This is a genomic window from Carnobacterium maltaromaticum DSM 20342 (genome assembly GCF_000744945.1).
Lineage (GTDB): Bacteria > Bacillota > Bacilli > Lactobacillales > Carnobacteriaceae > Carnobacterium > Carnobacterium maltaromaticum.
The window spans coordinates 472,736-499,248 of sequence record NZ_JQMX01000001.1; the positions used below are offsets into that span (position 1 = coordinate 472,736).

22 protein-coding genes and 1 other annotated feature are annotated in these 26,513 nt (G+C 34.4%); of the genes, 18 read left to right on the forward strand and 4 right to left on the reverse strand.

Annotated features, from left to right (window positions below; genetic code table 11):
• Positions 1–2: 2 nt before the first annotated feature.
• Both BR77_RS02230 and BR77_RS02235 read left to right on the forward strand, forming a co-directional pair.
• Positions 3–443 carry a PTS mannitol transporter subunit IIA gene (locus BR77_RS02230; protein WP_015076479.1) on the forward strand — a complete coding sequence of 147 codons (441 nt, stop codon included), beginning with the start codon at positions 3–5 and terminating at the stop codon, positions 441–443.
• The gene (locus BR77_RS02235) at positions 444–1,601 is read left to right on the forward strand and encodes a mannitol-1-phosphate 5-dehydrogenase (RefSeq protein WP_035063808.1); all 1,158 of its coding nucleotides are present in this window, start codon (positions 444–446) and stop codon (positions 1,599–1,601) included.
• Between the two features lie 95 nt (positions 1,602–1,696).
• Here BR77_RS02235 and BR77_RS02240 read toward each other — a convergent pair whose 3' ends face one another.
• Positions 1,697–2,011, reverse strand: coding sequence for a DUF898 family protein (locus BR77_RS02240; RefSeq protein WP_010053870.1), 315 nt, complete (start codon positions 2,009–2,011; stop codon positions 1,697–1,699).
• Positions 2,012–2,304: 293 nt separating this feature from the next.
• On the opposite strand from BR77_RS02240, the gene BR77_RS02245 reads away from it, so the two are divergent.
• The 10 genes from BR77_RS02245 (at position 2,305) to dtd (ending at position 14,450) form a co-directional block, all read left to right on the forward strand.
• Positions 2,305–2,919 (forward strand): DNA-3-methyladenine glycosylase, encoded by a 615-nt coding sequence (locus BR77_RS02245; protein WP_015076476.1) that lies wholly within the window; start codon positions 2,305–2,307, stop codon positions 2,917–2,919.
• 16 nt (positions 2,920–2,935) lie between these two features.
• The gene (locus BR77_RS02250) at positions 2,936–3,427 is read left to right on the forward strand and encodes a DUF3013 family protein (RefSeq protein ID WP_015076475.1); all 492 of its coding nucleotides are present in this window, start codon (positions 2,936–2,938) and stop codon (positions 3,425–3,427) included.
• A 272-nt stretch (positions 3,428–3,699) separates the two neighbouring features.
• Positions 3,700–4,650: a 50S ribosomal protein L11 methyltransferase gene (gene prmA, locus BR77_RS02255; RefSeq protein ID WP_010053875.1), complete on the forward strand. Its 951-nt coding sequence runs from the start codon at positions 3,700–3,702 to the stop codon at positions 4,648–4,650.
• The gene (locus BR77_RS02260) at positions 4,651–5,415 is read left to right on the forward strand and encodes a 16S rRNA (uracil(1498)-N(3))-methyltransferase (protein WP_010053880.1); all 765 of its coding nucleotides are present in this window, start codon (positions 4,651–4,653) and stop codon (positions 5,413–5,415) included.
• Positions 5,416–5,496: 81 nt separating this feature from the next.
• A complete protein-coding gene (deoC, locus tag BR77_RS02265) occupies positions 5,497–6,168 on the forward strand; it encodes a deoxyribose-phosphate aldolase (protein WP_010053882.1) in 672 nt (223 codons plus the stop codon).
• A gap of 189 nt (positions 6,169–6,357) precedes the next feature.
• Positions 6,358–7,494 (forward strand): M23 family metallopeptidase, encoded by a 1,137-nt coding sequence (locus tag BR77_RS02270; RefSeq protein ID WP_035063812.1) that lies wholly within the window; start codon positions 6,358–6,360, stop codon positions 7,492–7,494.
• A gap of 522 nt (positions 7,495–8,016) precedes the next feature.
• Entirely contained in the window at positions 8,017–10,569 is a 2,553-nt protein-coding gene (locus BR77_RS02275; protein ID WP_035063815.1) for an Ig-like domain-containing protein, read from the forward strand.
• Positions 10,570–10,578: 9 nt separating this feature from the next.
• The gene (locus BR77_RS02280; protein ID WP_015076470.1) at positions 10,579–11,334 is read left to right on the forward strand and encodes a WxL domain-containing protein; all 756 of its coding nucleotides are present in this window, start codon (positions 10,579–10,581) and stop codon (positions 11,332–11,334) included.
• A gap of 395 nt (positions 11,335–11,729) precedes the next feature.
• Positions 11,730–13,940: a RelA/SpoT family protein gene (locus BR77_RS02285; protein WP_010053887.1), complete on the forward strand. Its 2,211-nt coding sequence runs from the start codon at positions 11,730–11,732 to the stop codon at positions 13,938–13,940.
• 63 nt (positions 13,941–14,003) lie between these two features.
• Entirely contained in the window at positions 14,004–14,450 is a 447-nt protein-coding gene (gene dtd / locus BR77_RS02290) for a D-aminoacyl-tRNA deacylase (RefSeq protein ID WP_010053889.1), read from the forward strand.
• 47 nt (positions 14,451–14,497) lie between these two features.
• Here the strand turns inward: dtd and BR77_RS02295 are convergent, their stop codons facing one another.
• Entirely contained in the window at positions 14,498–15,814 is a 1,317-nt protein-coding gene (locus tag BR77_RS02295; RefSeq protein WP_035063817.1) for an N-acetylmuramoyl-L-alanine amidase family protein, read from the reverse strand.
• A 398-nt stretch (positions 15,815–16,212) separates the two neighbouring features.
• Positions 16,213–16,425, forward strand: a binding site (T-box leader).
• 104 nt (positions 16,426–16,529) lie between these two features.
• On the opposite strand from BR77_RS02295, the gene hisS reads away from it, so the two are divergent.
• The 4 genes from hisS to BR77_RS02315 all read left to right on the forward strand — a co-directional run bounded on the left by hisS (position 16,530) and on the right by BR77_RS02315 (position 21,685).
• Positions 16,530–17,855 (forward strand): histidine--tRNA ligase, encoded by a 1,326-nt coding sequence (hisS, locus tag BR77_RS02300; RefSeq protein ID WP_015076469.1) that lies wholly within the window; start codon positions 16,530–16,532, stop codon positions 17,853–17,855.
• 30 nt (positions 17,856–17,885) lie between these two features.
• Entirely contained in the window at positions 17,886–19,670 is a 1,785-nt protein-coding gene (aspS, locus tag BR77_RS02305; protein ID WP_015076468.1) for an aspartate--tRNA ligase, read from the forward strand.
• A 208-nt stretch (positions 19,671–19,878) separates the two neighbouring features.
• On the forward strand, positions 19,879–20,916 hold the full coding sequence (gene sppA / locus BR77_RS02310; protein WP_035063819.1) for a signal peptide peptidase SppA: 1,038 nt from the start codon (positions 19,879–19,881) through the stop codon (positions 20,914–20,916).
• A 1-nt stretch (position 20,917) separates the two neighbouring features.
• A complete protein-coding gene (locus BR77_RS02315; protein ID WP_016356454.1) occupies positions 20,918–21,685 on the forward strand; it encodes an RDD family protein in 768 nt (255 codons plus the stop codon).
• A gap of 45 nt (positions 21,686–21,730) precedes the next feature.
• Here the strand turns inward: BR77_RS02315 and nfsA are convergent, their stop codons facing one another.
• Entirely contained in the window at positions 21,731–22,477 is a 747-nt protein-coding gene (gene nfsA / locus BR77_RS02320; protein ID WP_035063821.1) for an oxygen-insensitive NADPH nitroreductase, read from the reverse strand.
• A 138-nt stretch (positions 22,478–22,615) separates the two neighbouring features.
• On the opposite strand from nfsA, the gene BR77_RS02325 reads away from it, so the two are divergent.
• Both BR77_RS02325 and BR77_RS02330 read left to right on the forward strand, forming a co-directional pair.
• Positions 22,616–23,521 (forward strand): deoxyribonuclease IV, encoded by a 906-nt coding sequence (locus tag BR77_RS02325; RefSeq protein WP_010053898.1) that lies wholly within the window; start codon positions 22,616–22,618, stop codon positions 23,519–23,521.
• 139 nt (positions 23,522–23,660) lie between these two features.
• Entirely contained in the window at positions 23,661–25,517 is a 1,857-nt protein-coding gene (locus BR77_RS02330; protein ID WP_015076464.1) for a DUF2207 domain-containing protein, read from the forward strand.
• A 60-nt stretch (positions 25,518–25,577) separates the two neighbouring features.
• Here the strand turns inward: BR77_RS02330 and BR77_RS02335 are convergent, their stop codons facing one another.
• Positions 25,578–26,486: a sensor histidine kinase gene (locus BR77_RS02335; protein WP_015076463.1), complete on the reverse strand. Its 909-nt coding sequence runs from the start codon at positions 26,484–26,486 to the stop codon at positions 25,578–25,580.
• Between the last annotated feature and the right edge of the window lie 27 nt (positions 26,487–26,513).

Genomic DNA, 26,513 nt, shown 5'->3' on the forward strand with positions numbered 1-26,513 from the left:
AGATGGATATATTAACAATTGAAAATATCAAATTAAACCAACATTTTACGACGAAAGAAAGTGCCATTCGAGCTGCAGGAGAAGTCCTTGTTCTTGCTGGATATGTTGAAGCTGACTATGTTGATGCTATGGTACAACGTGAAAATGACGTGACAACTTACATGGGAAATTTTATTGCCATTCCCCATGGAACAGATGAGGCCAAAAAATACATTAAAAAATCAGGTATTTCTATTATTCAAGTTCCTAATGGTGTTGATTTTGGTACTCCAGAAGAAGAAAAAATGGTAACCGTTCTTTTTGGGATAGCAGGAGTCGAAAACGAACACTTGGATATTTTGTCACAAATTGCTATTTTTTGTTCTGATATTGACAATGTTGTCGAATTGGCTAGTGCACAAACTGCAGAAGAAATCGTGGCTTTACTTCAGGAGGTGGATTAAATGAAAGCTGTTCATTTTGGTGGAGGAAATATTGGTAGAGGATTTATCGGTGAAGTGTTGTCTCAAAATGGCTTTGACATTATCTTTGTTGATGTCAATACAGAAATTATAAATGCTTTAAATACATTCGGAAGTTATAAAATAGAATTAGCTGCAGCTGGAAAAGAACAAATTACTGTTAAAAATGTATCTGGCATAAATAACCAACTGAATCCAGAAGAGGTTGTCGCAGCACTTATTCAGGCTGATATTATTACAACAGCAATTGGTCCCAATATTTTGCCGTTGATTGCGCCATTGATTGCAGCAGGAATCAAGCGTAGATTTGAGGCAAATATAACAACACCGATTGATGTGATTGCCTGTGAAAATATGATTGGCGGTAGTGACTATTTAAAAGAAGAAGTTGAAAAACACTTATCAGAAAATGAAAAAAAATATTTGACTACTTATATCGGTTTTCCAAATGCTGCAGTAGACCGAATTGTACCGATTCAGCATCATGAAGATAAGTTATTTGTTTCAGTTGAACCTTTTAAAGAGTGGGTTGTTGATGCAACAACTCTTAAAAATGAAGCAATCCAATTAAAAGGAGTTCAGTATGTAGAAAACTTATTGCCTTTTATTGAGCGTAAACTATTCACAGTCAATACAGGTCATGCAACAACAGCGTATGCTGGGAAATATCATGGATTTGAAACGATTGAAAAAGCAATTAAAGACCCAACTGTAAAAAATCAAGTCCAAGCAGTCTTAAAAGAAACGGGAGATTTATTGATTACCAAATGGAAATTTAATCCAACCGAGCACCAAGCCTATATTAATAAAATTCTTTCTCGTTTCGAAAATCCATATATTTCAGATGAAATTAGTCGAGTAGCTAGAACACCTCTCCGTAAATTAGGGTACGACGAACGCTTTATTCGCCCAATTCGAGAAACAAATGACTCTCATTTAAAGAATGAAGCATTAATAAAAACCGTTGCAATGATTTTAACCTACCGGGACGAGAAAGATCCAGAAAGTATCGAGTTAGCTCGTTTAATTGAAAATGCATCTATTAGTGAAGTGATTTCTACTGTCACAAATTTAACAAACTCAGATTTAATAGCAATAATTAAACATAACTATGAAAATTTAGCAGAAAAAAAAGCATAGTGAGGTAAGCTCTATCTTCAAATTCAGTCTTTAAGATAATAACAAAAAGCATCCTTCTAAAAATAGAGGGATGCTTTTTTATAAATAAATAAATGCTAGTTTCTAAAAGTAGTATTGCTAACTTTCCAATTTTCTAACTTGATTGATACCCAAAAGCCATAGATTCCAAACGTAATAATTGTTAATAATAGCCATTTAATCCAGTGACCAAACAAGCCAACAGCAGAGCCATTAAATTGCAAGCGACGTCCTTCGATAACAGAATGATTAATTTTCCAACCATAAACCATTGTAATTGCCCATGGTGCGCAAATGCCAAGTGTGAAAATTGTAATCAATGTACCTAAAATATTCCAACCAATTAATTCAAACAAACCACCATCAAAATAAGAATTTTCTCTATTTTTCATTTCCCGACTCCAATCTATGAATACTCTGAGAGAGTTCCATCTATAATTTTTACAACAAATTGTATTCTAGCATAGAATAAAGTCAGATGCGATAAAAAAATTAATTTTATTTTGTATGAAAAATAAATATTGTTTGTAATTTATTTATTGCTAAGCTTTTTACAAATGAACTAAAAAACTAAGTAGAAAATTTGGTCAAAGAAATCAACTAATTTTTATAACAGAAAAGCTTATTTTAAGGTATACTAGTAGATGGATAAATAAGTGGCATTTCGGGAGTTAGGAGGTGCAAGATGAATCCTTGGTTTGATTCAAAAAAAACAACAGAAGAAATCGCGCAAGAGTTATTAGGTATGCTAGTTGTAAAAGAAACCGATGCTGGAATTGTCTCTGGTTGGATTGTTGAAACAGAAGCGTATCTAGGTGAAATTGATCAAGCTGCACATAGTTACAAGTTGAAAAAAACACCACGATTGAATTCAATGTATCAGGAAGCAGGGACTATTTATATTTATAGTATGCACACACACCATATGTTAAATCTAGTTGTACAAGCTAAAGGTATACCAGAAGCTGTTTTAATTAGAGGGATAGAACCATTTGAAGGGCTCGCTATAATGGAAGAACGAAGAGCTCAAACCGGCTTCGCTGTTACAGACGGACCAGGCAAGTTAACTAAAGCAATGGGCATCGATAAAAGTGATGATGGAAGTTCGATACTAGTACCACCTTTAATAATTTCACAAAAAGAGCGTCGGTACCCTCAAGAAGTTGAGCTTTCTAAACGAATTGGGATTCCAAATAAAGGTAAATGGACAGAAGCTTTCTTACGTTATAGTGTTAAAGGAAATCCTTATGTTTCTAAATTAAAAGGAACGATAGAACCTGATTATGGATGGGAAAAATAAGAAAAGAGGGATTTTAATGGCAAAAGAAGAATTACTTGATTACATTAATGAAACATTTGAAGCAGCTAATTTTGAATTTGATTGGTTGGTACAATGGAATAAACGTCAGCATGGAATTGAAGTCTTTTTCACACTTTTTGTTGAAACTGATAGTTCAACTGTAATTGAAGATGTTGATGGAACAGTGGCAGAAAATGATATTATTGAATTTGAAGATGGAATTGTTTTTTACGATCCCTTGAAATCAAAACTAAATTTAGACGATTATTTAGTTGGAATCCCATTTGATAGTAAAAAAGGAATTGAAAAGGGTGTAATTGAAGCTGCTGCAAAATATTTACGCATTGTCGTGACTGAAGGACAAGCTGACCTATTAGATTTTGCAACGGATCCAACAATTGAAACCTTTGAAATGCATTGGAATGACAATGATTTTGCAGGAACAATTGCAACATTAAAAGAAACAGGACGTTATGAGGACACATTAATAGCTTATCCTAAATACTAGGCTAGTTTTTATGAGCTAGTCCTTCGAGAAAAAGATAAAAATTCGAGAGGACAAAAAACGTCCTATCAATTTTTCCTATTTTCTTGCCAGGCCTAAACAGCTCAACAAACTTTTTATTCGGCTAGTTTTTATGAGCCAAGTTCTCGGAAAAAAGATGAATGGAAAAAGTGACAAAAAGTGTCATTCTTTCTATTCCCTATTTTTCTGTCGAAGTTAAACAGCTCAACAAACTTTTTATCAGGTTAGTTTTTATCATACAAGGAGGAAACAGAATGAAATGGACAGAAGTAAGTGTTTTAACCGCAAGTGAAGCCGTAGAGGCGATCTCAAATATACTAGTTGAGGCCGGAACAAGTGGTGTTTCAATTGAAGATATGTTTGATTTTGATCATACACCAGATGATGGATTTGGTGAAATTTGGGCTTTAGATAAAGAGGATTTTCCAGAAAATGGTGTTATTATTAAAGCTTATTTTCCAGAGACCGTTTTTTTACCAGAAATTTTACCAGGGATTAAACAACGAATTTTAGAATTGGAAACTTTTGGATTGGATATTGGAGCGAATCAGGTTGAAACAACGGAGGTCAGCGATACGAGTTGGGCAACAGCTTGGAAAAAATATTATCATCCACTACAAGTCACACGTTTTATGACTGTTGTACCTAGTTGGGAAGACTATACACCAAAGTTTAGCGATGAACGGATTATTCGCTTAGATCCAGGTTTGGCTTTTGGAACAGGAACGCATCCAACGACTCGTTTATCTATGCAAGCGTTGGAAACCAGTATTACTGGCGGAGAAACCTTGTTAGATGTCGGAACAGGTTCAGGTGTGTTAAGTATTGCCAGTAAAGCTTTAGGTGCAGGTGATGTTTTTGCCTACGATTTAGATGAAGTAGCTGTTCGAGCGGCGAAAGAAAATATGGCTTTAAATGACTACGCTAAAGATGTGCCTGTTAAAGCCAATGATTTATTAAAAGGCATCACAATCGAAGCGGATATTGTCATGGCTAATATTCTAGCTGAAATTATTCTTTTATTAATTGAAGATGCTTGGCGTGTTTTAAAACCAAACGGCTTATTTATTACTTCAGGTATTATTGATAGCAAACGTGATGAAGTCTTAGAACATTTAGTTGCACAAGGGTTTGAAATTGAACAAATTTTACAAATGAAAGATTGGTTCGCGATTATTGCTAGAAAACCGGCGGAGGAAGAGTAAATGCAACGTTACTTTTTAAAGGAAATGATAGATGACTATCAAAATCAGCTGATTTCCATTGAAGGAGATCAATATCATCACATGGTTCGTGTGATGCGGATGAAAGTTGAAGATAAGGTTTTTTTAGTTTTACCCAACAGTCAGGCTTTTATTGCCGAAATTCAAACAATTGAAAATGATTATTTAGATTTAAAATGGATTGCGGATGAGCATCAAAATAAAGAATTACCTGTAGAAGTAACCATAGTTAGTGGGTTGCCTAAGGGCGATAAACTAGAATTAATTGTTCAAAAAGGAACAGAATTAGGTGCAAGTCATTTTATCCCATTTGCTGCTAAATTTTCGATTACAAAATGGGATGAAAAAAAAGGACTGAAAAAAATCCAACGTTTAGAAAAGATTGCACTTGAAGCAGCAGAACAAGCACAGCGTCATGTTGTTCCTACAATCGAAGCTGTTCACTCACTGAGTCAGTTGATTGAAACGAGTCAGGGGTATGATAGATTATTAGTTGCTTATGAAGAAAGTGCTAAGGTTGGAGAGGACCAGAACTTTGCCAAAGTCTTGAAAAATCTGGAGACAGGTGAAAAAGTATTAGTTGTTTTTGGTCCAGAAGGCGGATTATCCGAAAAAGAAATTTCAAGTTTGACGGATGCGGGTTTTATTTGTTGTGCATTGGGACCACGGATTTTAAGAACTGAAACAGCACCTTTATATGTTTTATCTGCGTTATCTTATCAATTAGAATTAAATCAATCTAAATAAGTGAAACGGCTATGTCCTAAGAGCAAGAAGTAGGGTATAATGAAGATACTAAATAATTATGAGAAGGTAGGAAGAAAAAACATGAGTGAAAACTTAAATAAATACATTGACCATACGTTATTAAAACCAGAGGCAACGGAGGAACAAATTACTATTCTTTGCCAAGAAGCTGCAAAATACAATTTTATGTCAGTTTGTATTAATCCAACATGGGTTAGTAAAGCAGCTGCTTTATTAGCAGAATCAGATGTTAAAGTTTGTACAGTAATTGGTTTTCCATTAGGTGCAAACACGCCAGAAGTCAAAGCATATGAAGCGAATGATGCCATTAAAAACGGTGCAAATGAAGTGGATATGGTTATTAACATTGGTGCTTTAAAAGGCAAAGATGATGAATTAGTTGAGCGTGATATGCGTGGCGTTGTTGAAGCTGCTAAAAATCGTGCAGTTTCTAAAGTGATTATTGAAACAGCCTTGTTAACTGAAGAAGAGAAAATCAGAGCTTGTGAAATTGCTAAAAAAGTTGGAGCTGATTTTGTTAAAACATCAACAGGCTTTTCAACAGGTGGGGCAACAGTTGAAGATGTGAAATTAATGCGTGCAACAGTTGGACCAGAAATGGGCGTTAAGGCTAGTGGAGGCGTGCGTAGCTTAGAAGATGCTTTGGCATTTATTGAAGCTGGTGCAACTCGTTTAGGTGCTTCTAGTGGCGTTGCCATTATGGAAGGTCAAACAGCTAAAAACGATTATTAATCAGAAATGAAGCAATAGGCCTAGGGTGATTATTATCCTAGGCCTATTTTGAGATTAATTATATGTCAAGTAAAGTCCCTCAAGTCATTCAAATGTCATCTAACTGTTAACAGAACGTCATACTTAAAAAAAGTGATGTGTTATAATTTGGATGAGTTTAATACAAGAATGTAAAGGGGAACCCATAAAATGCGTTTTTTTTCCAATAAATTAACACTAGTCATAACCGTTGCTAGCTTACTTAGCCCTATTTTTTTTCAAACGGATACTGCTTATGCGATAACAGAAGCTGAAATTGTCGATGTACATACTCAAGTGAGTCAAATAGAAGCCAAAATCAAAGAACTAGACGAAGCCATGACGCAATCAGATGTGAGTATAGGTAAATTTAATAGCCAAATAAAGGCATTAGAAACAAAAATTAAAGAGCAAGAAATTAAAATAAAAGAAGGACTAGTTGCTGTAAAAAAATTTGAAAGTCAAAAAGATAATTTAAAACCTTTATTAGCAGAAAAAGGAGCTACTTGGTCAGATCAAAAACGTCTAACAGTAAATGATTCAACTCCTCCTGAAAAAGAAGAAATTCATTTTTCTGAAGAAGCTAAATTTCCAATGATTCAAGAGCAGATTAAGGTAACTACACAACAAAAAAAATTATTAGCAGCAGAATTAGTTCAAAAAAAGCTTGAGTTAAAACGTGCGAATCTAAAAAAAGAGTATGTTGTCTTAGAAGCTGCAGCGACTAAACCAGATTCTGGTATCGCTACTGAACAAATTGAAGCCGTTAAAAATTCCTATCAACAACAAAATGTGTTGTGGGATAAAAGAGCAACTCAAATTTCTCAAGATATAGCTGTATTTTCACAATCAGAAAGTACTGAACTACCATCTATTCAATTTGGCTTTGAAGCGCCAGTTAAAGATCCGATATCATCTACTTTTGGTTTACGATCTGGTTATGATACAAATGGTTTCCATAAAGGGCTTGATTTTGCCTCAGCTATTGGAACAGAAATCCATCCAGTGATGGCTGGTGAAGTCGTTGTCGCCCAAGAAGATGGACCTATGTACGAGGGATATGGAAATGTCGTTGTGATTCGACATGATAATGGAACATGGACGTTGTACGCTCATCAGTCTGAACTCCTTGTAAAAGTTGGTGATCGAGTAGAAACAAAAACGGTGATTGGAAAAGTTGGTCAAACAGGTCAATCAGATGGACCGCATTTACATTTAGAAGTCCGGACTAGTCCAGAAGGTGGAGTTGGACATGTAGTCGATCCAGCCCCTTTAATTGGTAATTTAAATTTAGGTCAAGAAGGTTAATAAAAGAAAAGTAGTCCAAAATAATTTAATTAGATGGAAGAACAGAATAGGTAAAACATAGTGCATTAATTCAATTTACTTTGAATTAATGCACTATGTTTTTTTATATTGGAAGAAATAGATATTAATAGTTAAATTAAAAAAAGTTATTTAAAAAGAGATGGAATTTTACCGTTATATTATAAAAAAAAGTAATTTACTTTTTCATTATTTAAATAGTCTCATAGAGTGATGTGCATATACTAAAAAAGCAATTTTTTTAGTATATGTACTATTTCATCTATTAAATTATTCTGTTAATTCTTTTTTTATTATTTTGAAATTGTTATTTATAAATAACGACTATATTTTATTTTAGAATAGTGCTATACTAGATATAATTTAATCAGGGAAAAGTTTTTTACTGAAACTAATTGTACAGCTATATAAGATTGTACTTATGGAGAATTAATTTCAGTGACATATAAATGAAGCTTTATATATTTGATTGAAGACTTAATAAAAAATTGGAGGAGAAGAAAAATGAAAAAAATAATGATTGGTTTACTTACAACTGGATTATTCCTTTGTACATGGAGCTTGCATGTCTCAGCTGATACGTTGGACACACCAGAGCTTATTGAGATTCATCCACTAGGAATAGATGGAAATAAAGGGTCTTGGAATAGCGATGAACCTGTTATTCCACAATCAAAAGAAATAGTTCAATCTAGAGGGATTTTACCAAAAAAACTTGATCCACGGGGAACTGATTTTGAGCAAACTGTCAGAAGTCAAGGTGGTATAGGTATTTGTTGGGCGTATTCAAGCACAGATATCATCTCAGCAGCATATCAAAAACAAACTGGGATAGAACAACTTTTATCACCCAATTACTATAACTATTATTCAGCAGAAAATGCTTTTTCAGATGGATTTAATCCAAATACTATATTTTTACAGTTGGCGGAGAAAAGAACTTTAAATCAAGGAGGATTTCATCAGTATCCTCTGTTTCAAAATATGTTAAACAATCAAGGTGTTACAGAAAAAGAGTTTACCACACCTACTGTAGAAGCAAAAAATAAACCACTATTAAATGATGACTTTAATATGGTTAAAGCAAAAAAATCATCATTAGCAATGAATGAACTTAAACATATTCCACTTAATGAATATACCATTTCGGAGTCGGAAAAAGAAATAAAGCGAACAAAAATTAAGCGATTTATTCAAGAAAGTGGGGCGGTTACCTATAATTATCAATCTGAAACGGTTTCTCACTCAAAAAAATATTATAATAATGGGAAAGCTGCAAGTTACGTTCCGGTGGCTGATTTTAACAAAATTCCTAATTATTCATCTCAAGGACGGCCTGCTATCGATCATTCAGTGACAATTGTCGGATGGGACGATGATTATAGTAAAGATAATTTTTCAATTCAACCAAAGCAAGAGGGCGCCTTTATAGTGAAAAATTCATGGGGTACTTCGTTTGGCGATAAAGGTTATTTTTATGTAAGTTATGAGGATATTTTTATTGCAACAGGTGAGTTTTACAGTGCAATAAGTTCTAAATCTGAATTGTATGATAATTTTAACAGTTATGTTAATTCTACTAGTGATGCGTGGGGGAAAATAGAAGCGTCTAAAAATCCATCTAATGAGATTTATCTAGCAGCTAATTATCAAACCAATACTAATGAAGAAATTCTAAAAACAGTAGCTTTTTTAACTATTCAAAACAATATTGATTATAAGATTTATTATGTGAATAAAAAAATTGAATCAGATTACTTTGATTCTAGCATATTTACAGAATTAATTGCAGAAGGAACACAAATAGAAGCGGGAATGAATAATATTCCTACAAAAGAAGTGGAAATTCCAGCCGACTCAAATTATGGAATAGTTGTTCAATTAATTTATCCTTCTGAATTAGAGCTGCAATACTTTACTGCCCAAAAGGTGAAAGAAGGAAATCAACAAGATAACGTACCTATTTTAGAAGCTGGGGATACCCTTGTTAGTTACAATGGTTTTCGCTGGCGAAATACATCTAAAGGAGAATACTGGGCTACAAAGGCTAATTTGTTTTTGACTGCTGCGACTGATAGTGTAACAAGTGAAGAAAATAAAATAGCATCCGTCGCTATTACAAATAAAATAGATCCTAAAATTGTTTATAAAAATAAACCTATCGTACTAGATACAACATTAGCTCCTGAAGGTGCAAAAAAGAAAGACTTATTGTGGAGCAGCAAAGATTCATCAATAGCAGAAGTTGATCAATCTGGAACAGTTACAGCTAAAGGGTTTGGCCGAACTGTAATTAACGTTTGTTCAAAACAAAATCCTGAAATCAAAGATCAGTTGACTATTATTACAGATGATCATGGATTTTCAACAGAAACAGCAACAAAATTAACAATAGGTCAGCCAATGGAAGGTTATATTGATTTGGCAGATAATGAATATATTTCTGAAAATCCATGGTACAACAGAAGTGATGTCTTCCTCTATACGATTCCAGAAGATGGTAACTATACAACTCATGGTTATGCGATAACGCCCACAGGCACACAAGATATTTTTAGATCAGATTTTTCAATAAATGATGGTCCCTATCGACTTGCCATTGCGGATCGTTTTTTCACTGAAAAACTAAAAAAAGGGGATATTGTTGAAATTAGCGCAACTGCCCAATGTTTAGGATTTAATAATCCATTAGGTGATTGGGCTAAAACGACTGTTGGTTCCAAATATTATATTGAATTTAAGAAAAGTGACGAATTTAAATTTGGGAAATTAGTTTGGGCTAGTTCTGAAGGCACCTCAAAAGAAAACCTGAAAACGATGTTTAAAGTAGGTGAAAAAGAACAATTTGTTGGAACGATTGTTGATAGTAATATTAATGATCCATTTTATCAAAAGTTAAAATGGAAGAGTAGCAATCCAAGTGTGGCTAAAATCAATGAAGAAACTGGAGAATTAGAGGCACTTTCAGTTGGAACAACAACCTTGATTCTAAATAATACGTATTACTTTGGTGAAGCTAAGCAATTAGAGGAACAACTAATGGTTACAGTGGAATAGGAGATAGTTATGAAAAATAAACAAAGAAAAATAATGTTATGTAGTTGTAGTGTATTTTCTTTACTTTTTACAGTAGACGCTAAGGCTTTAGAATCGCAAAGTTATCCCTCAGAAGCAAAAGTTGGTTTAGAGCCGGGAAATTCAACAAAACCACATGAATTGATTACTGCTATTTGGGCACCGACGAATAATGTAGGGGACTTAACCTTAGATGCGGCAACCGGTTTTCACTTTTTTGAACTTAAAATAAGCTCTTATGAGGAAGGACGTTTATCATATGCATTGGTAGCTAAAAAGGAAATAAACGGAGAAAAACCTATCCCATCCAAGCATTATACATTGGGAGCGCAAGTAACAGATGTTCGAGGAACAGGAGCAGGCTGGACTTTAAGCGCTAAAATTACAGAATTTAGTAGCGAAAAAGATGATGGTCGGAAATTAAAAGGCGCACTTTTTTCAATTCCAGTAAGTGATGTTTATCCAGATATCTATAATCGGAAATATGACTCACCACCTAGTTCTAAAGCTGTGTCATTTCCTATTCCAGATACGGAACTTCCTATATTGGTAGCTGAAAAAGATACTGGATTAGGTTCTTGGGCAGTCGATTTCCATTCAGATTCAAGAGGAGTTCCCTATATGTGGGAGATGCACAGTAATGGTAATTATTATCCAAGTGGTGGACCAAGTTTATATATTCCACAAGGAAATCTTACAGGTGATTATGTGGCGGCGATAACCTGGTCCTTACGAGATGCTCCGTGAGAAACAATTATTAATGTAATAAAGATTGTTTTTCATTTTAAACTATGCCACCCTCTGAATAAAATCTGGATAATTTATCCGATTTTTGCTTTAATGTGGTGGCCTTTATCAATTTTGTTCTTGGTTACAAAAGGTAAATTAATAAAAATCCCCAATCTTTTTAAGTTATTTTTAAATTAAATGAAGAAAACCTAATGATTCACGACTTTTCTGTTTGAATTAAAAGGCGAGAGAAGTTATAATTAATTTAAAGTGTATGAAGAAACAGCACTCGATGACGGGTGCTGTTTTTTATAAAGTCAGATTGATGTCATAAGATGCAATCTCAATTTAGCCTAGCGAGAACAGTTATCGCTAAGGACACGCCAATAAATTAATGAAAAGAGGGTGACCTTATGCCAAAAAATAAAAATTATTCTGCTGGAGAAGTAATCGCTTTAACTTCAACTTATATGAACAGTGAACATGTAGCATTTGTAAAAAAAGCTTGCGAATACGCGACCAAGGCACATGAGGGTCAATTTAGAAAATCTGGTGAAGAATATATTATTCACCCTATCCAAGTGGCAGCAATTTTAGCTGAATTAAAAATGGATCCAGCAACTGTTGCAACTGGATTTTTGCATGATGTTGTCGAAGATACCGAGATGACTCTTGAAGATATCGCTAAAGAATTTTCACCTGAGGTAGCAATGCTTGTTGATGGCGTGACAAAATTAGGGAAAATTAAATATAAATCTCATGAAGAACAGCAAGCTGAAAATCATCGGAAGATGTTATTAGCTATGGCGCAAGATTTACGGGTTATTATGGTTAAGTTAGCGGACCGTTTGCATAATTTAAGAACATTAAAACATCATCGTGCGGATAAACAGCGCCGTATTGCCAATGAAACTTTAGAAATTTATGCACCGTTAGCTCATAGATTAGGGATTAGTCGAATTAAATGGGAATTGGAAGATACTTCATTACGTTATTTAAATCCGCAACAGTATTACCGGATTGTTCATTTAATGAATTCAAAACGTGAAGAGCGTGAAGCTTATATTGCAGATTCGATTGATAAAATTCAAGAATCCGTTGATGAATTAAAATTAAAAGCAGAGATTTATGGTCGCCCAAAACATATTTACTCGATTTATCGTAAAATGAAAGACCAGAAAAAACAATTTAATGAAATTTATGATTTATTAGCGATTCGGGTTATGGTGGATTCAATTAAAGATTGTTATGCTGTTTTAGGGGCAATCCATACTAGATGGAAACCAATGCCAGGGCGTTTTAAAGACTATATCGCGATGCCTAAAGCTAATATGTATCAATCAATTCATACAACAGTAATTGGGCCAAGAGGCAACCCCGTTGAGGTTCAAATTCGTACATTTGAAATGCATGAAGTCGCTGAGTTTGGGGTGGCCGCACATTGGGCATACAAAGAGGGTATCACGAAGAAAATTGAAAATGATGCTGTAGGGACGAAATTAAGCTGGTTTAGAGATATTATTGAGTTACAAGATGAGGCTAATGATGCTAGTGACTTTATGGAAAGTGTTAAAGAGGACATTTTTAAAGATAAAGTGTATGTCTTTACTCCTAAAGGGGACGTGAGTGAATTACCTTCAGGCGCTGGTCCCTTAGATTTTGCTTTTAATATCCATACAGAAATTGGCAATAAAACCATTGGTGCTAAAGTAAACGGGAAAATTGTACCTCTCAATTATAAATTGAAAAATGGGGATATTGTTGATGTGATGACATCGCCAAATTCATTTGGACCAAGCCGTGACTGGATTAATCTTGTTTCTACAAGTAAAGCTAAAAATAAGATTAAGCGTTTCTTCAAACTACAAGATCGTGATGTAAATATTGAAAAAGGCAAAGATATGATTGAAAAACAATTAATTGAGATGCAATTTGCACCAAAAGATTTTTTAACCAAACAACATATCAAAGAACTATTAGAACGCTTTAATTTTACTAATGAGGATGATTTATATGCGGCAGTCGGCTATGGAGAATTAACAGCGTTGATTATTGCGAATCGCTTGACGGAAAAAGAACGTCGTGAACGTGATAAAGAAAAAGAGAATCAATCACTTGATACAATCGAAAAGAAAAATGATAAAAAACCAGAAAAAATGAAAGTTCGTCATGAAGGCGGAATTGTCATTCAGGGAGTCGATAATCTTTTAGTGCGTATTAGTCGTTGCTGTAGTCCAGTACCTGGTGATAAAATCGTTGGGTATATCACAAAAGGGCGTGGAATATCGATTCATCGTGAAGACTGTCCAAATATTAAAGGCGCAGATGATACAGAAAATCGTTTAATTGAAGTTGAGTGGGAAGATGCTGCATCAAAAGGTCAAGATTATGACGCTGAACTTCAAGTTGAAGGGTATAATCGTACGGGTCTTTTAAATGAAGTTTTACAAGTTGTAAACAGCATGACCCGTAATTTAACTAGTGTAAATGGCAAAGTAGATAACAATAAAATGGCAACAATTACTTTAACTGTCGGGATTCAAAATCTGAATCAGTTAGAAAAAATTGTTGATAAAATTAAAACAATTCCAGATGTTTATAGCGTACGCAGAATAACATCTTAATAAAAAACAGATGATGCTAGTCATCGTCTGTTTTTTTCTGGGAAGAGAAAGGAATGGATAAATTTGAAAGTAGTTGTTCAAAGGAGTTTAGCAGCATCCGTAAAAATTAACGAGAAAATAGTCGGTGAAATTGACAAGGGTTTTGTATTATTGGTTGGTGTAACAGAAACAGATTCTGAAGTTGATGTTGATTATTTAGTCGGGAAAATTAGCAAAATGCGTGTCTTTGAAGACGATGCAGGAAAAATGAATCTTTCCATTGAACAAATCGGTGGGAAAATTCTCTCTATTTCTCAGTTTACCTTATATGCAGATACTAAAAAAGGGAACCGACCAAGCTTTATAAAAGCGGCGGGAGCAGAACAAGCGACAGCTTTATACGATTCCTTAAACAACAAGTTACGGAAAAGTGGTTTAATTGTAGAAACCGGTGAGTTTGGTGCAGATATGGCCGTTTCTTTAGTAAATGATGGTCCAGTTACCATCATTTTGGATAGTCAAAATAAATAAAAAAACCCCAGTTTAAAACAGTTCGAACTGTTTTAAACTGGGAATTTTTATTTATTAAAGTAATTTGTCAAGGCATCGACAATGTGGTTTGACATCGTTTGTTGATAGGATTTTGTTGTAATTAACGCACTATCCGTATCGTTGTTAACATAGCCCATTTCTAACAATAGAGCAGGTTGAGCATTTTCACGAGTGACTTGATGATCACCGAAGCGGTACCCATTATTTGGTAAAGGTCCTTTGCTAAGCCCATTATTAACGGCTTTAGCTAAGGCTTTATTGCTATCACTGTAGTAATAAGTTGTGGTTCCACTACCTTCATTTGGATTCGGAGTTGAATCATAATGAATACTGATGAAAACATCTGCTTTTGCTTGATTACTGATATAAGCTCGATCGCGAAGTCCAACATCTGTGTCAGTTGTTCGAGTTAAAATAACATTGGCTCCAGATTGTCTTAGACGATTTGCTAAAATTTCAGCTGTACTTAATGTGATTTCACTCTCGTAGTAATTTGACCCTTCAGCTCCTGGATCACTGCCTCCATGACCTGGATCAATGACAATCGTTGCTTCCGAAAGGGAAGAGATTTGTGCAGTAGGAGCGGCTTCTGCAGTTGCTGATAAATCAACTAACCAGTTTGCTACATATCCTTCTGTTCCATCACTTGCTTTAACATGATACCAATCGCCTTCTGTGCCAATGTAACTAAAACTTTGGCCTTGAGAAGCTGTCAGCACCACTTTACTATCCGTAGAAGGGCTAGTTCGAATGCGCGTACCTTCTGTTCGAATGCTAATTGTTTGAACATCAGCGTTTGAATTGTCTTTTGTAGCCACGGTTTGAGGCGCCTCTTGAACAGCAGCAGCTTTCACTTCAATAAAATTAGAATTAACCCAAGCAACTTGTTGATTGTATTGAACTTGAGTCCAACCATTTTCTTGGAAAAGTACTGTTAATTCTGTCCCTTTAACGACAGAACCAATGATTTCAGCTTGTTCATTACTTTCACTACGAACATTAATTTTCTCACCTGTAATTGTTCCGACGGTATTTGTTGCTGCACTAATTTCGGTATTATTTACTAACCAACTGGCAACCCAACCAATCCGATCATTACTTAAGCGAACTTTATACCATTCATTTTTTTCTTCTAGAACATTGACTGTGTCTCCTGCACCAACTTGACTCATAACATCGTAAGACAGTCCAGGTCCAGTTCGAACATTTACTACTGCAGCATCAACCTTAATCGTACTAAAATTAGCCAAAGCAACTGTTGCAAAGATGGTTAAACTGAGTAAGACGATAAAGAAAAGTAAAAAATATTTTTTATGTTGTTGAGGTATGTTTTTTGATTTCATCACCGAGTTCACTACTTTCTATTAGCCAAATAAACCGAGTTTGTATAAAAATTGGTTTCATAGTTGATTATAGCAATAAATTGTTCTATTTAGCAATTATAGAATCATAAAAACCACTAAAAATTTAAATTTTTCACATTATTTTATCGATTTTCTATGAATATAGGATGTAAAGAAGTCTTTTAACAAAAAATATAAAAGTTATTTTATCAAATGGATTTAAAGATAAAAGCACTACTATATTTCAATCTAAATCGCAGATTAAAAAGGCGGAAAATAATTATAGTATCTTTCATTATTATGAACAATCTAAAACAACGGGTCATTTATTTGATTTTTCTCATTTAATATCTTGACTTTAGGCATTATTTCTTGTAATCTAGTACTTAATCTAATAGAAATATCCGATGAAAGAGCGAGTAAATAATGGATAATGTGTAGATAGAGAGAATTAGCGTGGCTGAAACTAATTCCCATTTGTATTATTGAAAGACACTCTGGAGGACTAGCAATACAAAGTTGCTACGTTACGAGCGTTAATCGTTGAGGAAAGCATGAAGCTTTCAAAAAAAGGTGGTACCACGGTCTATTCATATACACTCGTCCTTATTCTTACAAAGAATAGGGACGAGTTTTTTTATTTTTAAAAAGAAAGTTGACCATTGAAAAGCAAGAGTAATGAACAAAAATAGATTGAAAAGGAGCGTGTCTGAAAATGGCATTTCAAAAACCAAAAGGAACCGTGGATATTCTTCCAGGTGTTTCAAAAAAATGGCAGTATGTGGAAGAAATTTCAAGAATGGTGATGGGGGATTATCAATTCCATGAAATGAGAACCCCAATTTTCGAAAGTTATGAGTTGTTTTCTAGAGGAGTAGGAGAAACAAGTGATATTGTTTCAAAAGAAATGTATGACTTTATGGATAAAGGTGATCGTCGATTAGCTTTAAGACCAGAAGGAACAGCCGCAATTGTGCGTGCATATGTTGAAAATAAATTATTTGGACCTGAGCATAGCAACCCTTATAAAGTCTATTATATGGGACCTATGTTTCGTTATGAACGCCCACAAGGTGGAAGACAACGTCAATTCCACCAGTTAGGTGTTGAAGTTTTTGGTAGCAATAATCCAGCGACGGATGTTGAAACAATGGCTTTAGCAATGGATCTTTTTCACCAATTTGGTTTAAAAGAATTTAAATTAGTGATTAATTCGTTAGGTGATAAAACGAGCCGTGATGCCTATCGTGCCGCTTTAATTGCGTACCTTGAACCACATTTTGATGAACTAAGTCATGATTCGCAAGTTCGTTTACACAAAAATCCATTACGTGTTTTAGACAGCAAAGATAAAAAAGATAATGAAATTGTAAAAAATGCGCCTTCTATTTTAGATTTCTTAAATGAAGAGTCTAGTAACCACTTTGAAACAGTGAAAACAATGTTAGAAGCGTTAGAGATTCCATTTGAATTAGATCATAAAATGGTCCGCGGACTAGATTACTATAATCACACTATTTTTGAAATAATGAGTGATGCAGATGGTTTTGGTTCTTTAACAACCCTATGTGCAGGTGGTCGTTACAATGGATTGGTGGAAGAAATCGGTGGACCAGAAACACCTGGTTTTGGTTTCGGAATGGGACTAGAAAGATTAATGATTGCACTTGACTCTGAAAACGTTGAAATTCCTGAATTGAATGAATTAGATGTCTATGTTGTTGGTTTAGGAGATGAAACTAATATTGAAACATTGAAACTAGTTCAAAACATTCGAGAATTCGGTTTTTCTGCTGAACGAGATTATCTAAATCGTAAAGCAAAAGCGCAGTTCAAAACAGCAGCTAAATTAAATGCTAAAGTTGTACTAACAGTTGGTGAATCAGAATTAGAAAACCAAGTAGTTAACTTTAAAGTAATGAAAACTGGTAAACAAGAAACGGTTTCAATGAAAGAAATCTATCAAAATTTTGATAAAGTCTTTAATTTGCAAACAACAGATATGACAGCATTTAATGACTTTTTCAACAAGGAAGACTAAGAATTAATTAGACTAGGAGTGAAGAAATAGATGGCAAAACGGACTATATATGCAGGGCAAGTATCAGAAGAATTAGTTGGACAAGAAATTACTTTAAAAGGATGGGTACAAAAGAGAAGAAATCATGGAGATCTAATTTTTATTGATCTACGTGATCGTGAAGGACTCGTGCAAATTGTGTTTAATCCAACTTTTTCAAAAGAGGCACTAGAAATTGCTGAAAAAGTTAGAAGTGAATACGTAATTGAAGTAACTGGTAAAGTTGTTAAACGCGAGGCGGATGCAATCAATCCAAATCTTGCTACAGGAGCAGTCGAACTTGAAGCAACAAAATTAACCGTTCTAAATAAAGCCAAGACAACCCCATTTTATATTGAAGATGGCGTTAGTGTTTCAGATGAAAAACGTTTGGAATATCGCTATTTAGATTTACGTCGTCCTGAAATGGCTAAAAGCATTATTATGCGTCACGGAATTACAAAATCAATTCGTGATTATTTAGACCATGATGGTTTTATTGATATTGAAACACCTTATATGACAAAATCAACACCTGAAGGAGCTAGAGATTATCTAGTCCCATCTCGTGTTCATCCAGGTCATTTTTATGCTTTGCCACAATCGCCACAGTTATTTAAACAATTACTGATGGGTGCTGGATTCGATCGTTATTACCAAATCGTTCGTTGTTTCCGTGATGAAGATTTACGTGGTGATCGTCAACCTGAGTTTACTCAAATTGATATCGAAACGAGCTTTTTAGAAGCGGAAGAAATTCAAGATTTAACAGAAGGTTTACTGAAAAAAGTGATGGAAGATGTGAAAGGCGTTAAGATAGATTTGCCATTACCTCGTATGGACTATGATGAAGCGATTAGTCGTTATGGTAGCGACAAGCCAGATGTTCGTTTTGGTTTAGAACTTGTTCAACTTAGTGAAGCAATGAAAGACTCAAGTTTCAAAGTATTTAGTGGAGCAATTGCTAACGGTGGAGAAGTTAAAGGAATTAACGTTAAAGGTGCTGCAACAAAATTCACTCGTAAAGAAATCGATGAATTAGGTACATTTGCAAGTGTTTATGGCGCTAAAGGTTTGGCGTGGTTAAAAGTAGAAGAAACAGGACTTACTGGACCAATTGCGCGTTTCTTTACAGAAGATAGCGAGACAATTATTCAGGCAATGGATGCAGAAGCAGGTGATTTATTATTATTTGTCGCTGATAAGAAATCTGTCGTTGCAGATACTTTAGGAGCACTTCGTTTGAAATTAGGTAAAGAGTTGGATTTAATTGATGAATCACAATTTGCTTTCCTATGGGTTGTAAACTGGCCATTGCTTGAATTTGATGAAGAAAATAATCGTTATACTTCAGCTCACCATCCATTTACTATGCCGAAAGAGTCAGATATTGAGTTGTTGACAACAGATCCAAGTAAAGTTTATGCAGAAGCCTATGATATTGTTTTAAATGGGTATGAATTAGGTGGTGGATCATTACGTATCCATTCTCGTGATATTCAAGAAAAAATGTTCACAGCATTAGGTTTTACTAAAAAAGCTGCAGAGGAACAATTTGGTTTCTTGCTAGAAGCTTTAGATTATGGATTTCCACCACATGGCGGAATCGCATTAGGTTTAGATCGTCTAGCAATGCTTTTAGCAGGAAAAGAAAATATTCGTGAAGTCATTGCTTTTCCTAAAAATGGAAAAGCAGTTGATCCGCTGACTGCTGCACCAAGTATTGTTAGCCCAGCCCAACTGGATGAGTTATCAATTAAGACAACTCGTATTGAAGCAGAAGAAGAAACAGAATAAATTAGGTAAAAGCAGGGTAGATTGAGCAGTTAAATCAGGATTTCAAACTCTTGATTTAACTGCTCTTTATTATTTATTTTTTTATGTCCCAAATAGATTACTAAAAAAATAAAACATTAATTGGATACAGCTTGCAATATCAGTTGTTTTTTGCCAAAATAGAGATGGGTTGAATGAATAAAAATGGAACAAGAGGAGGAGATACAAAATGAATAAAAAGAGATGGACAGCAATTGGAATCGCTGTAGGGTTGTTTCTGTTATCCTTTGCTTCGACTTATATGATGGGCGTTGTAAAAAAAGAAAAAGATCAAACAGATTCTTTAACAGGAACCTATCAGTCCTTATTTGGCGAAGATCAAGTTTCTAAAACGATTATTGAAGACGGTTCGACCGATAAACAAATTGCTGTTTTAACTGTTGATGGAACGATTGTATCCGGAGGCACTTCAGGACTTTTTGGCAGTGCGGGTTACGATCATGCTGCTTTTATGCAACAATTACAATGGATTGAAGAAGATAAAGCAGTAAAAGGAATCGTTTTAGTGGTGAATTCACCAGGTGGTGGTACCTTTGAAAGTGCTCAAATCAAAGATAAACTAGTTGAAATTAAAAATAAAACGAAAAAGCCTTTGTATGTTTCGATGCAAAATATGGCTGCTAGTGGTGGCTACTATATCTCCGCCAACGCAGATAAAATTTTTGCAACCGAAGAAACCATGACTGGCTCAATTGGTGTAATTATGTCTGGCTTAAATTATAGCGGGCTTTATGACAAATTAGGTATTAGTGATACCACAATCAAAAGTGGCGAATATAAAGATATTATGTCACAATCAAGACCAGTAACAGATGGCGATAAAGCCATTTTACAAACCATGATTGATGATTCCTATGCTCGTTTTGTAAATGTTATTGTAGAAGGACGAGAAATGGATGAGGCTCGTGTTCGAGAATTGGCAGATGGGCGTATTTACGATGGTGCTCAAGCTAAAAGTGTGGGTTTAGTTGATGAAATTGGCTATAAAGAAGATGCGATTAACGCATTGAAAAAGGATTTTAATTTAAAAAATGCACAAGTTTTTGAATATCAAGCAGCTAGTTTTCCCTTGAGTAGTCTACTATTCTCTAAAGCCAGTAGTGCACTTGCACCAGAAAAAAACACTGTTTCAGAGCTGAATCGCTTAATTGAAAAATTCGGAACCGTAGAATCACCTAAAATGATGTATTTGTACGGAGGTGAATGAGATGGATAGAGAATTTTTAAATAAAAAAATTGACTCCGAAGAAGAAAAAAAATCTTCAACTAGACAATTTAGTAAAGAGGAATTTCAAGCAGAGTTGGTGAAAGAAGAATTAAGCAGTAAAGAGCCTTCTTTTGAAACACAGGGCATAAAATTATCAAGTAACATACCTACTAGTCAAAAAAAATTAAGTTCGCCAAGTACAGAGGAAAAAGAGTCCCCACTTGAAAATACCCTCAGTACGAGAGAAATAAGAAGGCAATATTGGCAAGAGAAGCAAGTGAAAGAAGATTTAGAAAATCGCCCGTTCCATCGCTATCCTGATTATTTTTATGGAGGTTTATGGTTGAGATTGTTTGCCTACCTTGTTGATTTAATCGTTATTCAAAGTATTGGTCGAATCGCCGTTAATAATATGTTTACAGCATTCAATTTGCCGAAGGATACTGCAAGTTTTAGCTACTATACATTAGCTCATTTGGCTGTTTATTTACTTTATTTTATTCTAATGACAAAATTCACCAATGGGCAAACTGTTGGGAAAATGATTTTTGGATTGCGAGTAGTCTGTTTTAAAGAGCAAAATTTAAGTTGGAGCACAGTTCTTGTTCGTGAAGGATTCTGTCGCTATTTTTTAAATCTAAGTATTCTAAGAGCGCTATATTTAGTATTGCTCTTTACACCTCAAAAACAACATGTCGGGGATTTGCTTTCCGATACCTCAGTTGTGTCTGAGAATTTATTGAAAGCCAGCCAACTAGATCCTGTTTAACTTAAAAAGGTCCTTCTAAGTGCAGAAGGACCTTTTTTCGTATAGCTAATACTTTAGCAAGTTTTGTGCATGAATCATTTCTAATAATTTCATCCGTCCAGGGTGTTTTAAATCCATACTTTTAGTCGCTTGATTTGTAAAACTATCAATGCGAGTATTTGCATTTCTTAAATCATAGTACTCTGTTACAACTGAATCGTAGTCTGCTAAAGCTTCCTGAGGTTCACTTTGAACCTTGTAAGTATTTTCATGATAAATATGAGCCATTGGCAAACGTGGTTTTAATTGTGGTTCTTGGTCAGGATAGCCAACAGCTAAACCAACGACAGGGAACGTTTGAGTAGGTAATTCTAAAATTTCAATAACTTTTTCTGCATTGTTCAAAAGGCTTCCTAAGAATACACCCCCAAGTCCGAGACTTTCTGCAGCTAATAAAGTTGTTTGAGCAGCTAAACTAGCATCTGTAAAACCTACTAAGAAACGATCAGTGGACTCTAAAACAGTCGTATCTTTTTCATTTTTTTCAGCAATTTGTTTATTGCGGTTTAAATCAGCAACAAAAACGAAAAGATGACCTGCTTCAGCAATGTAAGGTTGATTGCCAACTTCGGCTAGTTGTTGTTTTTTTATAGGATCTGTGACACCAATAATAGAATAAGATTGCATAAAACTACTAGTTGATGTATGTTGAGCTGCTGTTACTAGAAGTTCAACTTGCTCCTTACTTAAAGTAGTTTCTTTAAATTTTCGAATACTTTTATGTTTGATAATTGTTTCAATAACTGGATTCATAGTTCATTCCTCACTTCATTATATTCTACTCTTTATTGTAACGTTAATTTATCATTTTGCAATAAATTATTTGTACTTTTAGACAATTTCACATACAATAGAGGAGATACTGCTAAAGAGAGAAAGAGGAGATAAATAATGGTTTTAATAGGAAGTCATGTTTCGATGAGTGGAAAAAAAATGTTGCTTGGTGCGGCTGAAGAAGCAGCGAGCTACAATGCTGATACATTTATGATTTATACAGGTGCTCCTCAAAATACACGTCGAAAAGCAATTGAAGAGATGAATATTCCAGCTGGCGAAGCGTTTATGAAAGAACATAAACTATCAAATATTGTTGTTCATGCCCCTTATATTATCAATTTAGGTAATACAATTAAACCAGAAAATTTTGGTTTTGCTACTCAATTTTTACGAGAAGAAATTGTTCGTTCTGAGGCTTTGGGAGCTAAACAGATAACTATGCATCCAGGTGCTCATGTTGGAGCAGGAGCTGATGCTGCAATTGCTCAAATTGTTAAAGGATTAAATGAAGTTCTAACGAAAGATCAAACGGCTCAAATTGCTCTTGAAACAATGGCTGGAAAAGGCACTGAGATTGGCCGTACTTTTGAAGAATTAGCTAAAATCATTGAAGGGGTAACACTAAATGAGAAATTATCTGTAACATTGGATACTTGTCATATCAATGATGCAGGCTACAATGTCCGAGAAGATTTTGATGGTGTATTGGAAGAGTTTGACCGAATTATTGGATTAGACCGTTTGAAAGTTATCCATGTTAATGATTCTAAAAATCCACAAGGTAGCCACAAAGATCGCCATGCAAATATTGGATTTGGAACAATTGGGTTTGAAGCCTTAAATAAAGTTGTTCATCATCCGAAATTATCAGATCTAGCTAAGATATTAGAAACGCCTTATGTTGGGGAAGACAAGAAAGATAAAAAGGCACCATACGGCTATGAAATAAAAATGTTTAGAGAACAGAAATTTAATCCTAATTTGATTGAAGATATTTTAAATCAAGTTGGATTTGAATAAGATTATTATTGAACACCTGATTAAGTGATTGAAGACTTAATCAGGTGTTTTCTTGCTAGATTAAAACGAATTCATTGGTTTAATAGAACTAAATGTGGCATAATATAATTATATATATTATGTTAAGGTGGGATGAGAAATGAAGAAAAAGTTGGTTGGACTAGTTGTATTGTTGTTGGCTTTATGTTCATTTGACATGTTGGCACTAGCTGATGGTAGTTATGAAATAACGAGTTACGATGTCAATGTTGATTTACAAAAAGACGGTAGTGGAGAATTCAAAGAAGAAATAACCTATGATTTTGATGGGTCGTTTAATGGAGTATTTTATAATCTAGATCGAACAGGTATTAAAGATGTAACAAACATTGAAGTAACTGTTAAAGGGAAAGATGGGCAAGAATCAGCTCCTTTTACTCAAAATGATTCAGAAAAAGTTGGGACATATCAGCTAACAGAAGAGAATAACTTTTTGAAATTTAAAGTTTTTCAAAAAGCGAATGATGAACAAAAAACAGTCGTTTATCGATACAAAATTCCAGAAGTAGTAACTAATTATACGGATACAGCAGAGTTTAATGGACGATTAATTGGTGCGGGTTGGGAAGATCCAATTGATAATATTATCATTCATATCAATTTACCCCAAGCAGCTGAAAAAGGCACTTTACGAGCATGGGCTCATGGCGATTTAAGTGGGAAAATTGCTGTGATAAAGGATAAAAAAGTTCAACTTGAGGTTCCAAATAATCCAAGCAATACCTTTGTTGAAGCTCGAGTCATTTTTCCAACGGCTGTGACTCCAGATAATCCAAATGTTAAAAATGAAAAGCGCTTAGCTAAAATTATGGCTGAAGAAAAAGAAATGGCTGAGGCGGCCAATAGAAAAAGACAAACAATTATGTGGATTTTTATTATTATAGCTGTGGTTTCAGTTGTGGTAGCAGTTGTTGGCTCTATTTGGGGTAGAAAAATAGCTCAAAAAAATAAATTCAAAGATCTTTTTGTTCCAGAACATTTGTATGAATTGCCAGAAGATATGACACCAGCAGTTATGTACAGTGCTACGAAGAATAAAGCGCCAAGGACTACTGAGATTACAGCGACTTTAATGGATTTAGTTCGAAAAAAACAAGTTACGATTGATGAGATTGAGATTGGTAAGTCGAAAAAAGGAAAAACAACATTTTTGTTAAAAAAAGTGTCTAATCCACCAGAGTTAACTTTACTGAGTCATGAGAAATATTTAATGAAATGGTTGTTTGACCAAGTTGGAAATGGCGAAGCAGTCACTTTGAAAATGATTGAAGACTATGGAAAGAAAGACCAAAAGAAAGCAAAAAAATTTACTGATTCATATAAAAAATGGCAAGATAAAGTCAAATTAGCTGCAGATGAGAAAGGGTATATTTCAAAGACTAATACAAAAGCACTGACTTTTATTAGTGTTTATAGTATTTTCTTATTTATTTTATTAATTGTGACCTTAATTCTGATGGGTACGCTAAATGCTTTTTATCCACTTATAATGATTCTGCTTTTTGTAGTTTCAGTTATAAATGCAGTACAATGGATTGGTTTTTTCCCTGTCCGCACACTAGAAGGAGAAACAGCCGTTCGTCAATGGCAAGCCTTCTCTGATATGTTACGCGATGTTAGCAATCTAAAAATGGCTGATGTTGGTTCATTAATTATTTGGGATCACTTTTTGGTTTATGCTATCTCATTAGGTGTTTCGACAGAAGTAATCAAAGCTTTGGCACTTCAATTTCCTGCTGAAGCATTAGACTCAATGACGATTGGCCATTATTATCTTTACGGAGCAATGTTCCATTCTAATTTTGGATCAAGTGTTAATTCTGGTTTTGAAACTAGCTTTAATAATGCAATGGGCAATGCAGTCTCAAATGCAAGTAGCGCTAGCGGTACTGGCGGAGGCTTTAGTGGTGGTTCATCAGGAGGTTTTGGTGGCGGATCAGGCGGCGGAGCCTTTTAGAAAAAAGCAGTGTATATCCTTTTAATTAAGGATGTACACTGCTTTTTAATTAGCCAAAATCTACTCTTTTATTGCAAGCTTAATTGAGATAGCTAATTGCTGATTTTGCAAACGAGCATCGATTTCGCCACCCATTTGTATGACAAGTTCTTTCACAATTGTCAATCCTAAACCTGTATTTTGACCGCTGCGCATGCGGTCGGCTGTATAAAAGCGATTGAAAATTTGTTTCACATCTTCTGGAGATAAATTAGGTGCATGATTTTTGAATGTTAATAAGACTGTTTGTTTTTCAGGTTGTTCTTCTAATGAAAGGCAGACGCTAGAAGCATTATGTTTTAACATATTTTGTAAAAGATTATTAAAAACGCGACGTAAGGCTTCTTTATCCCCCATACCCCAAACAGGATGCTCTGGAATCGTAATTGTTGGAATCGTTTGTTTTTGAATGAAATCTTCATAGTAGCTAGCTAAAATCTCTTGGATAATACTTGTTAAATCAACAGGTTCCTTAACAACGACTAGAATTTTAGATTCGATGCGTGATAGTTCAAAAAATTGCTCAATAAGATAATTTAAATTGATTGTTTTACTTTTTACTACCGCTAAGTAGCGTTTATTTTCTGCTGGAGTAATAGTGTCTTTTTCTGCTAATTTTAAATACCCTAAAATCGAGGTTAAGGGAGTTCGTAAATCGTGAGACATATTAGTCATTGCTTGTCGTAACAAAAGAAATTCTTCATCGATTAAGAGACGAGTTTGTTGCTCTTTTTCTAATTGAAGATTAATTTGTTTTACTAACTTTTTGATTTCTTTTTGACCGGAGCTAATTCGAAGTCGTTCATTTGTCGAACGTTTAGTAATTGTTTTTAAATTCGTAGTCATTGTTTTAAGCTGCTGATTAATAAAAAAACGAAAAGATACAGATCCAACTAAAATACCTAAAACAAAAATAAACAAATATGTCATAATAAGTCCTTTCAATTCATTTTATTT

Coding starts and splice junctions, on each gene's coding strand:
- BR77_RS02250 (WP_015076475.1), top strand. CDS start 2,936: ATGGCAAAAGAAGAATTACTTGATTACATTAATGAAACATTTGAAGCA.
- nfsA (WP_035063821.1), bottom strand. CDS start 22,477: ATGAATCCAGTTATTGAAACAATTATCAAACATAAAAGTATTCGAAAA.
- sppA (WP_035063819.1), top strand. CDS start 19,879: ATGAATAAAAAGAGATGGACAGCAATTGGAATCGCTGTAGGGTTGTTT.
- BR77_RS02260 (WP_010053880.1), top strand. CDS start 4,651: ATGCAACGTTACTTTTTAAAGGAAATGATAGATGACTATCAAAATCAG.
- BR77_RS02280 (WP_015076470.1), top strand. CDS start 10,579: ATGAAAAATAAACAAAGAAAAATAATGTTATGTAGTTGTAGTGTATTT.
- BR77_RS02330 (WP_015076464.1), top strand. CDS start 23,661: ATGAAGAAAAAGTTGGTTGGACTAGTTGTATTGTTGTTGGCTTTATGT.
- BR77_RS02240 (WP_010053870.1), bottom strand. CDS start 2,011: ATGAAAAATAGAGAAAATTCTTATTTTGATGGTGGTTTGTTTGAATTA.
- deoC (WP_010053882.1), top strand. CDS start 5,497: ATGAGTGAAAACTTAAATAAATACATTGACCATACGTTATTAAAACCA.
- BR77_RS02235 (WP_035063808.1), top strand. CDS start 444: ATGAAAGCTGTTCATTTTGGTGGAGGAAATATTGGTAGAGGATTTATC.
- BR77_RS02245 (WP_015076476.1), top strand. CDS start 2,305: ATGAATCCTTGGTTTGATTCAAAAAAAACAACAGAAGAAATCGCGCAA.
- BR77_RS02315 (WP_016356454.1), top strand. CDS start 20,918: ATGGATAGAGAATTTTTAAATAAAAAAATTGACTCCGAAGAAGAAAAA.
- BR77_RS02285 (WP_010053887.1), top strand. CDS start 11,730: ATGCCAAAAAATAAAAATTATTCTGCTGGAGAAGTAATCGCTTTAACT.
- BR77_RS02230 (WP_015076479.1), top strand. CDS start 3: ATGGATATATTAACAATTGAAAATATCAAATTAAACCAACATTTTACG.
- BR77_RS02325 (WP_010053898.1), top strand. CDS start 22,616: ATGGTTTTAATAGGAAGTCATGTTTCGATGAGTGGAAAAAAAATGTTG.
- hisS (WP_015076469.1), top strand. CDS start 16,530: ATGGCATTTCAAAAACCAAAAGGAACCGTGGATATTCTTCCAGGTGTT.
- BR77_RS02270 (WP_035063812.1), top strand. CDS start 6,358: ATGCGTTTTTTTTCCAATAAATTAACACTAGTCATAACCGTTGCTAGC.
- BR77_RS02335 (WP_015076463.1), bottom strand. CDS start 26,486: ATGACATATTTGTTTATTTTTGTTTTAGGTATTTTAGTTGGATCTGTA.
- BR77_RS02295 (WP_035063817.1), bottom strand. CDS start 15,814: ATGAAATCAAAAAACATACCTCAACAACATAAAAAATATTTTTTACTT.
- prmA (WP_010053875.1), top strand. CDS start 3,700: ATGAAATGGACAGAAGTAAGTGTTTTAACCGCAAGTGAAGCCGTAGAG.
- BR77_RS02275 (WP_035063815.1), top strand. CDS start 8,017: ATGAAAAAAATAATGATTGGTTTACTTACAACTGGATTATTCCTTTGT.
- aspS (WP_015076468.1), top strand. CDS start 17,886: ATGGCAAAACGGACTATATATGCAGGGCAAGTATCAGAAGAATTAGTT.